The sequence below is a fragment of the Blautia acetigignens genome (assembly GCF_025566865.1).
In the GTDB taxonomy this organism is placed as follows: domain Bacteria; phylum Bacillota; class Clostridia; order Lachnospirales; family Lachnospiraceae; genus Blautia_A; species Blautia_A acetigignens.
This window is the reverse complement of sequence record NZ_JAOQJM010000030.1, coordinates 1-12,731: the sequence shown is the minus strand read 5'-3', so window position 1 is coordinate 12,731 and position 12,731 is coordinate 1. Positions and strand designations below refer to the sequence as shown.

The following is a 12,731-nucleotide window of genomic DNA, read 5'->3' as shown; positions in this document are numbered from 1 at the left end:
GGCGCTCCAAGGACTCGGTACTGGCGACTTGCTAAGTCTTACCAGACTGGATTCCCACCAGTTATATATTTGGCACCGAACTGGCGCACACCTCCTTCATTCTTTACTCTTCCTCCGCACACAACGCTTTAAAAAATTCTTTTCCTTTTGGTGTAACCAATGTCTGTGAACCAAGATGTCCATTGTTAAAATAGTCTTTTACAATAAACAGATCATTGTTCTTCTCCACCGCATAGGGTAACAGCGTGCCGGATGGACTCCTATATAGAAATCCTCTATTTAAAAGAAGTTTCACAAATTTTCTTTCTGGAAATTCAATCTCTTTTGCCGTCGTTCGAATATTGGTGCATTCTCCTGTAATCATGAAATGATCATAATAATCTGCTTTTGGCTGCATATCCTTTACACGATTTTGCAATTCTCGATTTCGATTGTTTTCTGCCAAAAGTCTCTCGGCAAATTCCAAAAGAAGTTCCGGGTTATCTTTTACCCTGTCTAAAAGATCGGTCTCTAAATATCCGCCTGTTTTCCTAATAGCCGGAAGTACCTCATCAAATACCCACTTCTCAAAATTCTGTGCTGACTTTAAACGACTTTTTGTAATCAGCCGATATACATCTCCCTCTGGAATAAAAATCATTGGCTGTACCCCACCTGATGTAAGGACGCCCCGTTTCAGGGCCCCCTTGCAATGAACATTTATCGCATTTCTTGGTTTTGCATATCCCAAAGCAAATGCTACATCCATTCCAGAAAATAAAAGTCTGCCTCCATCTTCAATCATACGGATGGAACCAAACTCCGAATTGTGAAACTCTGTGATTTTATAATCCGTCTTCTCCATCCTCTTCTCCATCCTCTTCTCCTCCTGAACCGGCAAGTAACATCAAACCATTTTCAATGATTGTGCTCCTAATAAACTCTGCTACATTCACGGTTAAATAACCAAGATATTCTGCAAGGAAACTACTATATTCCTCTTCTGTCAACAATTCCTCCAGTGCTTCCAAATGAGCTGTCACTTTAGAAGTCTGCTTTCCGCCAAGCAGCTTGCCTAATATTTCTGTAAATTCCTCTGTGTCACATGACTCAAACATACATAAGATCATCTCCATTGTTGTTTCCAAAACTAAACGATCCATTTTCATTTTTGTCAGCTCTTCCATTGTTTTCATGGAAGTCATAAGTGCATCGCTTGTCATATGTTCTGTATTGATTCTTCCTTCTGAATCAACCAATCCTATTGCAAATAATTCTAAAAAGTATTTTCTCATAAATCTTGTCCTCCTATCGAAATGGCATTTCTTGTTCAAGTTCTTCTGGTATATCGAATGGAATCTTCCTCTTCTCTGCTGGTTGAAATCCGTCAGATTCTTCTTTTTTTGTTTTGGCTTCTGCAAACTCTACATTATCCATAATGACTTCGGTATAATAGGATGCAGTTCCAGTCTGTTCATCTTTGATCTGAGAGATTACCAACTCTCCGGAAAGAGCAATCTTAATTCCTTTTTCAAGATATTTCTCCACAAATTCTGCATTATTTCCATAAGCTGTGATCATCACTACAAATGCTTTGCTTGTGCGATTTCTTTTTACTACCAGTGGAAACCTAGATACTTTGGTTTGTCCCTTTTGCGTAGATGTCAGCTTAGTTTCTGGATCTCTGGCAAGTCTACCCATTAAAACAATCGTATTCATTCTTTTTGTCCTCCCTTTCTTCCTGCAACACCCTTCCCTGGTATTTCAAACAGGATAATAATCTGTGCATTTTCTGCACGAAAAAATGAGGAATGGATTCGAACCATTCCCCACTTGCTACAGGATTTCTCCTGTAATATAAATAAGAAAATCTAAGTATTCACATTTGGGCTTTGTCTGTACATATACATCTGATCGTTATCATTCCAGATAACCCGGCTGTAAAAATACAGTCACAGTCTCTGTTTCAGCAGAGGTCCTGTACCCTTCGGTGGTATCATTATTGCTTCGCTCTTCCCGTAGGAGTCTTCGCCTGCACGAGCCGGATTATCTCCGGTAAGCATGTTCCTCAAGATGTATCAGCTCCTTCAATTGTCAAGGTGCAATCGGAAGAACTGTCTGAACCTCTTTTACGTTTGTGATTTTTGGAAATCAGAGGATTTTCAATTTGCCTTCCATATACTCTGTATTGGGAGCGACAAAATCGGACATGATTTTAGAAATTTTTTGAAATTATTTTTTGAAGTGTAAAAAGATATAAAAAAAAGATGCCAGGATTTCTCCTGACACCATAGTGACTATGCCAACTTCGTGCCCACTGGGCACAAGGTTGATTGTATTATTCTTCATTTCCTAATGATATTGGTTCTTTCTTTGTTTTCTTGTTTTTAGATATCATCTTATGACCTGTGTAAATAGCCATAATCATACAAAGCAAAGAACTTGCCGCAAAATATTTATGGCTTGATTTTGAACCTTTATATCCGCTATAAAAAGTTCCTAGCATCGTTATCAATGCTCCGACAGACCAATATTCATGAGCTTTCATTCTAACATCTCCCTTTGTGTTAATTTTAATATGTACCGTTTGATGAAATATGCAAACAGGAATTTGGAACGTGCTTTATAAATTTTTTCCGATCCCCTCAAGTTCGTTCATGGAATCCTTGTTTTTTTCAAGTTCATCTCTGGCTGTTGCATAATATGATTTTTTGAAAAGCATATCCCATGAAAGATATTTTGCCATACAGTCAAACTGCTTATCAATCAGCTCATACTGGATACTGTCTACGGGAGAACCGCCTACAACAATCGTGCCAACTTTTTTATTTTTTAACTGCAATCCACGGCAGTAGCACTTATCAATGATAAGTTTCAATTGTGCTGACATTCCCCACCAATAAACTGGTGTAGCAAAAAGAATCATATCTGCGGCAGCAATTTTATCAATTGTAGGATTTGTATCATCCTTATCGACGCATCCCTTAGAGCATTGACAGACACCACATCCCTTGCATGGTGCAATGTTGAGTTTGTCAGGTTCAATGATTTCAATTTCATTCTTTTCTGATGCTCCTTTTATAAATGCATTGATTGCTGTCAGCGTGTTTCCTTTTCTGGCACTTCCATTAATGATTACAATTTTCATGCGTGTATCCTCCAACTTCCGATTTCATGATATCATTTCTAATACAGATTTTACCGTATTTTTCAGATTCAGTCCATCTTTTAATCCCATTCGATAGAAAAATTCTTCTGTTTCTGCTCCACTGCTAAAAATTGCATTACAGTATTCCGTAATCACTTCTTCCTGTTCTTGGGATAACGTTTCCAGTAATTTCTGGTATTTCTTATCAATCTCACTTACTGGCTCTTTATCCTGCTTTAACTTCCATTCTGAATATGCTTTCCCCATATGCTCTGTAATTGTCAGATTCACAAATTCCTGCACTTCCTCGGATATGGTGCTCGCAGATTCCTGTTTATCTTTCTTTTTATCATTTGATTTTTCAAGTGTCGTGTCATCAATATAACGAATTATTTCTCGAATATTTGACTTCATCGACTGCAGATATCCTTTCATCAGCACAGCTACTTTTCTAGCATCCGATTTTTCGGTTTCTTTTTCCAGCATATAAAACTCTTCCAGTTCTTTCAGAATATCCATCCCTGCTTTCATCTGAAATTCCACCTCAAGCAAATCATCCATCACTTTATATAATTCTTCCATTGTTTATTTCTGCCTTTCCATATAGCGCCACTATATTTTCCACAATCATCCAAAAATAAATTCCTGTAATCCACATTTCACAACTTCAATTACTGCAACTATCCCCATACCGATATGTGGGAGTAGAACAAACACTACTGTCGTAATAATCGCTGATTTCATTGTCCAGTCCGTACTGATTCCAAACCCAATACTCAAAACTTCTGTCACAACAGAGATTCCGGCTATCAGATAGCAGAATCCAGCAGATAACCCAACCAGGAACACCAGCACAATATTCACCGCTGCAAGTACCAGCCAAACAGGAGCTGCAATAATTCGAAATGGCAGTTTTATCATAAATCTCAACATAATTCTTCCTCCTACTTTGTGCCCAGTGGACACAAGGTTATTTTAGCATATCTGCCAGATATGACTATCTCTTTTTAAACTTCGTGCCCAGTGGGCACAAAGTTCTTACCTGTCTGGAATATCCTTCCCCCAGTACATGTCATGTCGAACTTCAGCATCATAAAACTGATTGATTGTTGCAGGAGCGTTATACAATACCGTCAGCATATACTGCCGGATATTCTTCACTTTGCTTGTACTCCTGTCAAGACTGAAAAACACATACTGGATGTGTTCATACCCGACTTTGAGCAAACGGCTCTTGACCACTTGTGTAGGCACAGCTTCCCCATTGATCTGTTGATATGTCTTTGTCGAACATATTGCATCCAGCATCAGCTCTACCAGCTCTTCTACTCGTCCAGTTCCATAGCTCTGACAAAGGATCTCATATTCGATATTATCATGAATTAACTGTCGATACTCATTTCTCTCCTGTATCCTATCTCTCCCTTTCTCTTGTTCAGATAGATATTGATAAGATTCATTCTCACTAAATTCAGTATAATTATATTCAGTATTATTACAGTTTGTTTTTGAAACTTCTTGAAGTTTGTTTTCTAAACTTCTTGAAGTTTGTTTTTCAAACTCCTTGAAGTTTGTTTTTGAAACTTCTTGAAGTTTATTTTTCAAACTTCCTGAAGTTTGTTTTTCAAACTTCTGTGTATTTACGGGCTTTTCCGGCTCTTTTTTTGCATATTCTTCTATTTCTGTCTCTGTATTTTCTTTTCTCTCTGCTACATTTTCCGGTGTTTCTTCCGAATCAAAGATTGCTGGCTCATCTGGATATTCTGTCAGGCTGAAATTTTTCACGTAAATAACATTTGTTTTTCCAAGTCCGATTCGCCTCTTCTCAATCAATCCAATCCCTTTTTCCTGATCCAGCTCTTTTAGACAATTCACAGCCTTATTCCTGCCACAGTTAAGCATTTCCATAATCTCTTCCACCGAAAAGAAAATATATGCCCTGTCCTCTTCATCAAACCACCGGTTCTTGATGGACAGTGACATCCGGTCTAACATCAGTCCGTACAGCACCTTTGCTTCGCAGGAGAGATTTTTAAAATATTCACTTGTAAACAGCAGTTTGGGAATACGATAAAAACTGTACATATCGCATTCCATTCCTTGAAAATAATGGAATGTTGCTCTTATACTCATGACACATCCCTCCCTTCGTACTTATCAATGATTCTGATTGCTCCATTCCTCCAAAAGCTGACATATAACAGTCCGTATCTTCTGTTCATCATACTCTGGAGGAAAATACTTCTTAATTTCATCCTGTTTTAATGTTACCGTTGTTTTCTTTTTACGCTCTCCTATAACCAGGAGCCGCACAATCTCTTTTGTCAGCGTTTTTTCTTCTCGATGTTGCCTTATTTTTTTGCCTGTTCCAGACTTGGATATTTTCCGGTACTCTCATGCACTTCCTCCACCATCTCCTGTTCTGGAACCGTAAGGTAGGAAAGCTCTACACCTACCTGCAATCCGATTACATCACGATCTACTGCGTTTAATAGGTCATTCATCAGATAAGTAAGCCGGATATAGCGATACACCTGCCTTGCACTGTCATTTGCGTTCTTTCCAATGTCTTTCGCACTGATACCGCCTGATGTTCCCTGATGATTCATTGCTTCCATCTTCATACGGTAAGCAAATGCCTTTTCACTTGGGAGTATATTAGGTCTCTGCAGATTGCTGTCTACCATCGCACGGACAGCTGTATCTTGATCCATATTTCTGATAATAACCGGAACCTCTTTAAGACCAGCAAGTTGTGCCGCATGTCTCCTTCTGTGACCGGCGATGATTTCATATTCACCATCACCCAGCGGTCGTACCAGTAATGCTGTAAGAATTCCCTCTTCTTTCACACTTTCCACCAGTTCCGCCATTGCCTCATCATCATTTACTTGAAATGGATGGTTCTCGAAAGAATGTAAATGCTCAAGTGAAACCTGCTGGATATCGTTCGTTTCTTCTCCTCCTCCAAGTAATTCATCATAAGATGTCAGTTTTATCTTCGATGCACTTCTACCTTTCATCCAAAAGCACCTCCTGTGTCATCTGCCAATATGCAGCCGCTACTTTTCCTTTTGGATCATGCTCAAATATGCTGATTCCTTCCGCACTGATTTCAGCTGCTCGTACTGAAAATGGAATACTCTGTGGAAAAATCTTAATCTGGTTTCCATATGTATCAAAAATCAGATCAGATATATCTCTTGCATAGTTCGTTCGGTTATCCACCATTGTGATCAATATACCTCCAATTTTCAGTTGTTTGTTCAGCTGTCTTCGCACCTTTCCTATCGTCCGTATCAGCTGTTCTAGACCCTTTACAGGAAGATAAGCCGCCTGGACAGGTATAATAACTGCATCGACACTGGCAAGTGCATTGATCGTCAGCATTCCAAGTGATGGCATACAGTCAATCAATATATAGTCGTATTCTTCTCTCATTCTTTCTATATATTGTTTTAAGACAAGTTCCCTGCTCATAATATTTACAAGTGAAACTTCCATTCCAGAGAGTTCGATGTTTGCCGGAATCAAATCAATTCCTTCCTGGTGATGTAAAATTCCCAGTGTATTTTCAAATAGTTCATCTTCTACAATCTTTGTCAGAATAGTAGCCAGTGTGATTGGTAATTCATCTGGGTTATGATACCCAAGACTTGCTGTCATACTTCCCTGCGGATCATTGTCAATCACAAGCACTTTCTTCCCTGCTTTTGCAAGTCCGACTGCCAGATTCACGCAACTTGTTGTCTTGCCAACCCCGCCTTTTTGTGAACACAATGCCAGCACTTTACAATCCTTCATTACTTTCTCTTCCATCCTTTTTATCCTCCCATAAATAACTTGAACCTTTCAGCATCCATAATGCTGCTTCCAAAAATGCAAGATACCGTTCTGTCATACTATCAAGAACCGGTTCTGAAATAACTGGTTTTTCAGACTTCAAATCTTTTGCCACATCCTCCAAAACCAAACTCATTTCCTTCATTTCTGACCGGATAATCTCAATTGTTTCTTTCTTTCCAACAACACATACCTGATTGTAAATGCATGATCGGACGATATAATCCTGTTTTTTCATTCCGCTCACTTTCACTCGTTCTTCGATTGTTGCTTTTTCATAAGAATTCACCCGAAAAGAAATGGTCGTTGTGTTGTGTTTTCCATGTCTGTCACCAGCCATCGCTTATTCCTCCTCTTCCTCATGTTTCTTATCTAGCAAACCTGCTAATTTACTCTGTGTAGACGGATACAGATGTGAATAAGTGTTCAACGTGGTTTCCACCTTTTCATGTCCAAGGCGTTCTGCAATCTCCAATGGAGCCACCCCCATATCAACCAGCATACTGGCATGGGAATGGCGGAGATCATGAAGTCGTATCCGCTTTACACCAGACCGCTCGATTCCGGTAGCCATACAATGTTCCATATGCGATTTGGTAAACCGAAAAAGTCTTTCCTTTTTCATAATTCCATACAAATGACTGCAATACTCCCGAAATTCCTCTGCAAGAAAATCCGGCATCGTAATCACACGGATACTCTTTGGAGTTTTCGGCTGCGTGATCATATCCTTTCCTTTCAGTCTCTGATAAGATTTATTGATTGATATGGTTTTCTCTTCAAGATTGATGTCATTATAAGTAAGTGCAAGCAATTCACCGATACGCATTCCGGTCCAGTACAACAAAAGAAACGCCATTCTTGTCTCCGGCTTATCACTTACTGTCTCCAGAAAAGCATTGAACTCTTCCTGCATCCAGAAGTCCTTCGGTTCTCCTTTACTCTTGCCAATCGCTCCTGCCTTCCTGCAGGGATTATCCTGCAGGTTATAATACCGCATTGCATAATTGAAGATTGCAGTCAGCTGGCAGTTCACTGTTTTCAGATAAGTAGGAGAATATCCTTTTCCATTCTTATCCTTATACGTCAGCAACTCATTCTGCCATGCACGGACGTCTGCCACCGTAATTTCACTGAGAATCTTCTTTTCAAAATAAGGCTTGATTTTCAGGTCAATAATATATCGCTTCGTGTACATAGTGTTTTCTCTGAGACGGACATCCATATCTTTGTAATAAATCTCCAGAAAATTTCCAAATTCAATATCCACACCCTGGCTCTGCTGTTGCAGGAAATCTCTTTCCCATTCCTTAGCTTCACCCTTGGTCCTGAATCCTCTTTTCTGTTTTCTTTTCCGATTTCCCTGCCAGTCTTTGTAATAGACCTGTACTTTCCAGTTTTTTCCTTCTTTGTAAACCCCCATTGCTAATCCTCGACTTTCATGCCATAAATCTTTTCTGCCAGGAATTTCGTAGAGATTTTTCCAGATACTACAATATAGCCTTTTGCCTTCAATTCTTTGTTGTATTCTCGCATCAGACTATATGCATAAGTTTTTGAAACTCCAAGAATTGCACACACATCATCCACATCCATATACATTTTTTCCTGCATCATACTCATACCGCTTTATCCTCCTTCAAATACTGCTCAACATGTTCCAGACCATAGATCTTGTCCTCTACATAGCGGGTTGGCACCCGACCGAGAATCACATAATAGTTCTTGCTTGCCAGATCGGCATTCATTCTTTCCACTACCCGGTAAGCAAACGAAACTGATAATCCAAAGAGTTCTGCAATGTCTTCCACTGATAAATACATTTTTCTCTTACGCATGAAACCATTCCTTTCCCTCTTCCTGTGGAATCTCACAAGTATCTTCTACTCCGTAGAAACGCTTCACAAAATACTTTGTCGGAACTTTTCCTCTAAGCGTCAGGTAGCCCTGTTCTTCCAGTTCCTTGTTCAGATTTCCGATGATTTCATAAGCCGATGTCTGTTTTACTTCCAGAAGTTCACATATATCGGCTGCCTTTAAAAATAATTTATTCTGCATAATCAGTACCTCCTCTGTTTTGAATATTTATCTCTTCATATACTCTGTACTGGCAGATGCAAAATCGGACATCATTTTCCGAAATTTATCAAATTTTCTTGTTTTTTAATTCTCCATCAGTGTGATTACTGTGTCATGGAGTTTAAGCTCATCGAAAGTAAAGAACCTTTCTGTGGTATCTGTTTTCTAAATGCAGGCAACAAAAAAACAGTCTGCCTTGACGAAAATCACTTCAATCAAAACAAACTGTTCTTCATATTTACTCTAATTTTATTTTATGAGAATAACCGATTTCACGAAATTTGCAGGTGAATCTGGAATATAAACAAGAGAAAAAAATAATTTTTAAACTCCATTTGCACTCCATTTGGTCTTTTCGACACCCCGCAAAGCCTTTATTTATGGGCTTTTCCGCGATTTTTCAAGCTACTCAAACTCGATTTCGTAACAGCATTTCTGTGTACGTTCATCGTTAATTTTTCCACTAATTTTATGAATTTTATTTGTGATTACTTTCATTACTTTTATTTGTGTTCTCTAATAACATCATAATAACATCATTTATGTTTTTGTCAATACCAGTATATGTATCAAATATAGGCTGATGTTCTAATCTATAAGATTCATCTGCCTGTGCATTTTTTCCATTATCACAATTTTCTGCAATAATTTGAACCTCTGGATTCGTCATTATGATAGATGGTTTTTTCCAAAACGGAGAAGGAATAACCGGATCAATTAAATCAGATTTGTCAAAATGCACTTTATTATCCTGTTCAACGTACATAATACCACCTTAAATTTAATGTTTTATCTCCAAAACATCTTCAATATCACAATCAAGCTCCTGACATATAGCATCTATAACTTTAAGATTGACAGGTTCGTTTTTACCAAGCTTCGCTAATGTGGCATTACTGATTCCTATTTTATCCCGAAGCTCTGTCTTTTTCAAGTGCTTATCAATTAGTGTTTTCCACAGTCGATCGTAGCAAATCATCTTCTTTCTCCCCCTGTCTTTCGCAAAATTTTCTCTAATTTATCCATTATCACAATCATATTTCGGTAAATCCTGCCAAAAATACGATCTCTTTTAAGAGCTTCCTTTAGCTCGACAACCGATTGATTGTATTGCTCTTTCAATCTTTCATCAACCATATAATCACCTCTGTTTTATTATAAATTCATTTTTCTGTTTTGTCAACTTTTTATTCTGCTTTTTCAGAAAAAATATTCAGAATATTAGAAAAAAGTATTGACACTGGGTGTACATATGGTAATATATTCATAGAAACAGAATAAAAGTTCAATAAAACAGAAATATGATTTAGGAGGATAAATATATGTTAAAAAATCAATTATTCGGAGTTGAAGTAGAAATGACAGGTATTACAAGAGAAAAAGCAGCTCGTCTCGTTGCCGGAGTTCTTGGAACAACACCTTCTCATCCAGAATCAAATTGCTACCACACACGCACGATTGCTGATCAGGCAGCTCGCAAATGGAAAATTATGAGAGATTCATCTATCACACCAATAAGAAACGATGATACAAGCGAGCCTCTTGATGAATACAGAGTCGAATTTGTAACACCGCCGCTCAATTATTCCGACATTGAACTTCTCCAAAACATCATACGAAAACTCCGAGAGAACGGAGCAAAGGCTCATAGCAGTTGCGGTATTCATATCCATGTCGATGGTGCAAACCATACAGCAGTATCTCTCAGAAGATTAGTTAACTTTATGACAGCCAGACAGGATCTGATTTACGAAGCACTCCAAATCGGAGACCGTGAGAGTAGCTGGTGCCACAAACTTAACAAAACGCTACTTGATGCCATGAAAAAGGATAAGAATCTTACAAAAGAAAAAGCCGAAGAAGTCTGGTATAGCAGAGCAAATGATGGTTATTGCGGCGGAATCGATCATCAGCATTACAATTCCACAAGATATCATGGAGTAAATCTCCATTCTTTCTTCACCAAGGGTACAGTGGAATTCAGACTTTTCAACAGCACACTTCACGCAGGAAAAATCAAGGCCTACATACAGTTTTGTTTGGCGGTATCTGCATGGGCTATCACTTCACAAGAAAAAATCGTATTCCATTCAATGGATGGATACACACCAGAGCAGAAAGTTACAATTATGAGAAACATTCTCACTCACCGCCTCGGACTTTATGGAGACGAATTTAAAACATGCAGGCTTCATCTTATGACACCACTTAAAAAAGCTGCCGGAATGACTTGTCGAGCAGCTTAGTAAAAAGTGCTGACCTACCGGCACAACGGGGAGATTGGAGAATAATATGGGAAAATTGTATGTAGCATACGGAAGCAATCTCAACTTAAAGCAGATGGCTTATAGATGCCCCTCTGCGAGTATTTATGGCACTGGACAATTAACTAACTGGGAACTTTTATATAGAGGCAGTGCAACCAATTCGCACGCAACAATAGCCAAAAAGCATGGTTCATATGTTCCTGTTCTACTATGGAATATTGAACCAGAAGACGAGAAAAGATTAGATATATATGAAGGATATCCCCGATATTATTATAAGCAGAATGTAATGGTCGATATTGGTGGGAAAAAGAAAAGAGCTATGGTCTATATTATGAACCAACAGCGTACACCCGGAAGACCATCTTTGACCTACATAGAAACTATCCGACAGGGATACATTGATAACAATTTTGATTTAACACTATTTGAGAATTCATTGGATAGAAATACCATTGAATGCAGATAAATATTGTGGTATAAAAAAAGACGTTCGGTCCTTGAACGTCTTTCTCTATGACAGCAGTGTTGCAGCACTACTTGTCTGACGAAATCAAGGAGCCGGATCTGGTGTGGGTAATCTTCGCATAATCATTTGGCACCCTAACAATCAGTTCATCGAGTTCGCAATGTAGAGCCTCGCATATTAGGTCGAGGTGTTCCAAATTCACTCTATCTGTGTACTCATGGTACAATTCGCTGATGGTGTTGGGTCTGATTCCGGTTGCCCTGGCCAGATCCGCCTGACTCCATTTCATTTCGCCGAGCTTTGTAGATAGTAAAATTCTTATCATACGTCGTTGCTCCTTCCGTTATAAAATAGCATTTTCTGACATCTTTTTGTGTCGTTTGTTATTTTATAGCGAATTGTGTTATATCTTATCGGTATAGGTTATGGAGCAACTGCCCGTCTTGACTATTACAGTCTGTTTCCATAATCTTCATCAAGAGAAATCCATCTGTCTCTGTCTTTTTCTCCCGATTTTAATAATCCCCAGACTTTAGCTCCCGGACCTTCAGCTGTATCAATGATTGTAAATACATTTTTACCAGTATATTCCGGACTTCCATTTTTCTTCCAGTAATCATAAGTAGTTCCTGATCCTTTTCTGATTCTGAGATCAGGAATTGTCACCCGGAACTTAAAAGGAGTACCATCATCTTTGATGCAAGGATAGATCTCATTGCCATCATTATCAAATACCTTGTATCCGCTGTTCTGCTTACATAATTCAATGGCATTGTTCTGATTCTTGAATGCTCCAATCTGTGAGTCCGCATCATCCCAGTTCTTTCTTACTCTGTAATATCCTGTGCCTGCTGTCTGCTGCTTGGAAGGACATTTTCCATAATCAGCACCATGGCCACGAAATGCTTTACAATATCGTGCACGCCCAAATTTACAGACTGCAAGT

General features: G+C 38.7%; 21 protein-coding genes and 1 pseudogene. 2 read left to right on the top strand and 20 right to left on the bottom strand.

The annotated features are described in order from the left end of the window. Positions 1–103 precede the first annotated feature (103 nt). From OCV70_RS18400 to OCV70_RS18315, 18 genes are all read right to left on the bottom strand, one after another. Positions 104–784: a phage antirepressor KilAC domain-containing protein gene (locus OCV70_RS18400; RefSeq protein WP_243875247.1), complete on the bottom strand. Its 681-nt coding sequence runs from the start codon at positions 782–784 to the stop codon at positions 104–106. A gap of 40 nt (positions 785–824) precedes the next feature. After that, complete coding sequence (locus OCV70_RS18395) at positions 825–1,274, bottom strand: hypothetical protein (RefSeq protein WP_118726027.1); 450 nt, start codon at positions 1,272–1,274, stop codon at positions 825–827. A 13-nt stretch (positions 1,275–1,287) separates the two neighbouring features. After that, entirely contained in the window at positions 1,288–1,698 is a 411-nt protein-coding gene (locus tag OCV70_RS18390; protein ID WP_049946959.1) for a single-stranded DNA-binding protein, read from the bottom strand. A gap of 619 nt (positions 1,699–2,317) precedes the next feature. After that, the gene (locus OCV70_RS18385) at positions 2,318–2,527 is read right to left on the bottom strand and encodes a DUF6219 family protein (protein WP_009300563.1); all 210 of its coding nucleotides are present in this window, start codon (positions 2,525–2,527) and stop codon (positions 2,318–2,320) included. Between the two features lie 75 nt (positions 2,528–2,602). Then, complete coding sequence (locus OCV70_RS18380; protein WP_008119059.1) at positions 2,603–3,127, bottom strand: flavodoxin family protein; 525 nt, start codon at positions 3,125–3,127, stop codon at positions 2,603–2,605. Between the two features lie 24 nt (positions 3,128–3,151). Then, positions 3,152–3,709, bottom strand: a complete 558-nt coding sequence (locus tag OCV70_RS18375) for a hypothetical protein (protein WP_118726028.1) — start codon at positions 3,707–3,709, stop codon at positions 3,152–3,154. A 45-nt stretch (positions 3,710–3,754) separates the two neighbouring features. After that, entirely contained in the window at positions 3,755–4,060 is a 306-nt protein-coding gene (locus OCV70_RS18370) for a hypothetical protein (RefSeq protein ID WP_028087788.1), read from the bottom strand. A 105-nt stretch (positions 4,061–4,165) separates the two neighbouring features. Then, positions 4,166–5,212 (bottom strand): DUF6017 domain-containing protein, encoded by a 1,047-nt coding sequence (locus OCV70_RS18365; protein WP_330376465.1) that lies wholly within the window; start codon positions 5,210–5,212, stop codon positions 4,166–4,168. A gap of 266 nt (positions 5,213–5,478) precedes the next feature. Beyond that, complete coding sequence (locus OCV70_RS18360) at positions 5,479–6,150, bottom strand: ParB/RepB/Spo0J family partition protein (RefSeq protein ID WP_262579983.1); 672 nt, start codon at positions 6,148–6,150, stop codon at positions 5,479–5,481. Further along, the gene (locus tag OCV70_RS18355; protein WP_026650281.1) at positions 6,140–6,946 is read right to left on the bottom strand and encodes a ParA family protein; all 807 of its coding nucleotides are present in this window, start codon (positions 6,944–6,946) and stop codon (positions 6,140–6,142) included. Before OCV70_RS18355 ends, OCV70_RS18360 begins: the two co-directional genes overlap by 11 nt. Beyond that, positions 6,918–7,310: a plasmid mobilization protein gene (locus tag OCV70_RS18350; protein ID WP_138343957.1), complete on the bottom strand. Its 393-nt coding sequence runs from the start codon at positions 7,308–7,310 to the stop codon at positions 6,918–6,920. Before OCV70_RS18350 ends, OCV70_RS18355 begins: the two co-directional genes overlap by 29 nt. Positions 7,311–7,313: 3 nt before the next feature. Further along, a complete protein-coding gene (locus tag OCV70_RS18345; RefSeq protein WP_024854000.1) occupies positions 7,314–8,393 on the bottom strand; it encodes a site-specific integrase in 1,080 nt (359 codons plus the stop codon). A gap of 2 nt (positions 8,394–8,395) precedes the next feature. Then, positions 8,396–8,593, bottom strand: coding sequence for a MerR family transcriptional regulator (locus OCV70_RS18340; protein WP_171030255.1), 198 nt, complete (start codon positions 8,591–8,593; stop codon positions 8,396–8,398). Beyond that, the gene (locus OCV70_RS18335; RefSeq protein WP_008393122.1) at positions 8,590–8,808 is read right to left on the bottom strand and encodes a hypothetical protein; all 219 of its coding nucleotides are present in this window, start codon (positions 8,806–8,808) and stop codon (positions 8,590–8,592) included. The genes OCV70_RS18340 and OCV70_RS18335 overlap by 4 nt, the downstream gene beginning before the upstream one ends. Further along, positions 8,801–9,028: a hypothetical protein gene (locus OCV70_RS18330; protein ID WP_008705329.1), complete on the bottom strand. Its 228-nt coding sequence runs from the start codon at positions 9,026–9,028 to the stop codon at positions 8,801–8,803. Before OCV70_RS18330 ends, OCV70_RS18335 begins: the two co-directional genes overlap by 8 nt. Positions 9,029–9,527: 499 nt before the next feature. Further along, a complete protein-coding gene (locus OCV70_RS18325; protein ID WP_022463651.1) occupies positions 9,528–9,815 on the bottom strand; it encodes a hypothetical protein in 288 nt (95 codons plus the stop codon). 15 nt (positions 9,816–9,830) lie between these two features. Then, entirely contained in the window at positions 9,831–10,028 is a 198-nt protein-coding gene (locus tag OCV70_RS18320) for a helix-turn-helix domain-containing protein (RefSeq protein WP_262579982.1), read from the bottom strand. Continuing rightward, a complete protein-coding gene (locus tag OCV70_RS18315; protein ID WP_262579981.1) occupies positions 10,025–10,186 on the bottom strand; it encodes a hypothetical protein in 162 nt (53 codons plus the stop codon). Before OCV70_RS18315 ends, OCV70_RS18320 begins: the two co-directional genes overlap by 4 nt. A 185-nt stretch (positions 10,187–10,371) precedes the next feature. Here OCV70_RS18315 and OCV70_RS18310 point away from each other — a divergent pair, with 185 nt between their 5' ends. Further along, positions 10,372–11,295, top strand: a complete 924-nt coding sequence (locus OCV70_RS18310; RefSeq protein WP_262579980.1) for an amidoligase family protein — start codon at positions 10,372–10,374, stop codon at positions 11,293–11,295. A gap of 46 nt (positions 11,296–11,341) precedes the next feature. Then, positions 11,342–11,785, top strand: coding sequence for a gamma-glutamylcyclotransferase family protein (locus OCV70_RS18305; RefSeq protein ID WP_022463646.1), 444 nt, complete (start codon positions 11,342–11,344; stop codon positions 11,783–11,785). 67 nt (positions 11,786–11,852) lie between these two features. On the opposite strand, the gene OCV70_RS18300 is transcribed toward OCV70_RS18305, so the two are convergent. Together OCV70_RS18300 and OCV70_RS20375 are read right to left on the bottom strand one after the other, a co-directional pair. Next, positions 11,853–12,110, bottom strand: a complete 258-nt coding sequence (locus OCV70_RS18300) for a helix-turn-helix domain-containing protein (RefSeq protein WP_003502325.1) — start codon at positions 12,108–12,110, stop codon at positions 11,853–11,855. Between the two features lie 527 nt (positions 12,111–12,637). After that, positions 12,638–12,731, bottom strand: a pseudogene (locus tag OCV70_RS20375) (IS982 family transposase); the annotation flags it as partial.

Excerpts from the sequence above, each read along its gene's own strand:
- OCV70_RS18320 (WP_262579982.1), bottom strand. The coding sequence starts at position 10,028 with ATGATTTGCTACGATCGACTGTGGAAAACACTAATTGATAAGCACTTG.
- OCV70_RS18375 (WP_118726028.1), bottom strand. The coding sequence starts at position 3,709 with ATGGAAGAATTATATAAAGTGATGGATGATTTGCTTGAGGTGGAATTT.
- OCV70_RS18345 (WP_024854000.1), bottom strand. The coding sequence starts at position 8,393 with ATGGGGGTTTACAAAGAAGGAAAAAACTGGAAAGTACAGGTCTATTAC.
- OCV70_RS18325 (WP_022463651.1), bottom strand. The coding sequence starts at position 9,815 with ATGTACGTTGAACAGGATAATAAAGTGCATTTTGACAAATCTGATTTA.
- OCV70_RS18350 (WP_138343957.1), bottom strand. The coding sequence starts at position 7,310 with ATGGCTGGTGACAGACATGGAAAACACAACACAACGACCATTTCTTTT.
- OCV70_RS18385 (WP_009300563.1), bottom strand. The coding sequence starts at position 2,527 with ATGAAAGCTCATGAATATTGGTCTGTCGGAGCATTGATAACGATGCTA.
- OCV70_RS18335 (WP_008393122.1), bottom strand. The coding sequence starts at position 8,808 with ATGCGTAAGAGAAAAATGTATTTATCAGTGGAAGACATTGCAGAACTC.
- OCV70_RS18370 (WP_028087788.1), bottom strand. The coding sequence starts at position 4,060 with ATGTTGAGATTTATGATAAAACTGCCATTTCGAATTATTGCAGCTCCT.
- OCV70_RS18315 (WP_262579981.1), bottom strand. The coding sequence starts at position 10,186 with ATGGTTGATGAAAGATTGAAAGAGCAATACAATCAATCGGTTGTCGAG.
- OCV70_RS18310 (WP_262579980.1), top strand. The coding sequence starts at position 10,372 with ATGTTAAAAAATCAATTATTCGGAGTTGAAGTAGAAATGACAGGTATT.
- OCV70_RS18390 (WP_049946959.1), bottom strand. The coding sequence starts at position 1,698 with ATGAATACGATTGTTTTAATGGGTAGACTTGCCAGAGATCCAGAAACT.
- OCV70_RS18340 (WP_171030255.1), bottom strand. The coding sequence starts at position 8,593 with ATGAGTATGATGCAGGAAAAAATGTATATGGATGTGGATGATGTGTGT.
- OCV70_RS18330 (WP_008705329.1), bottom strand. The coding sequence starts at position 9,028 with ATGCAGAATAAATTATTTTTAAAGGCAGCCGATATATGTGAACTTCTG.
- OCV70_RS18365 (WP_330376465.1), bottom strand. The coding sequence starts at position 5,212 with ATGTACAGTTTTTATCGTATTCCCAAACTGCTGTTTACAAGTGAATAT.
- OCV70_RS18380 (WP_008119059.1), bottom strand. The coding sequence starts at position 3,127 with ATGAAAATTGTAATCATTAATGGAAGTGCCAGAAAAGGAAACACGCTG.
- OCV70_RS18355 (WP_026650281.1), bottom strand. The coding sequence starts at position 6,946 with ATGGAAGAGAAAGTAATGAAGGATTGTAAAGTGCTGGCATTGTGTTCA.
- OCV70_RS18305 (WP_022463646.1), top strand. The coding sequence starts at position 11,342 with ATGGGAAAATTGTATGTAGCATACGGAAGCAATCTCAACTTAAAGCAG.
- OCV70_RS18360 (WP_262579983.1), bottom strand. The coding sequence starts at position 6,150 with ATGAAAGGTAGAAGTGCATCGAAGATAAAACTGACATCTTATGATGAA.
- OCV70_RS18400 (WP_243875247.1), bottom strand. The coding sequence starts at position 784 with ATGATTGAAGATGGAGGCAGACTTTTATTTTCTGGAATGGATGTAGCA.
- OCV70_RS18395 (WP_118726027.1), bottom strand. The coding sequence starts at position 1,274 with ATGAGAAAATACTTTTTAGAATTATTTGCAATAGGATTGGTTGATTCA.
- OCV70_RS18300 (WP_003502325.1), bottom strand. The coding sequence starts at position 12,110 with ATGATAAGAATTTTACTATCTACAAAGCTCGGCGAAATGAAATGGAGT.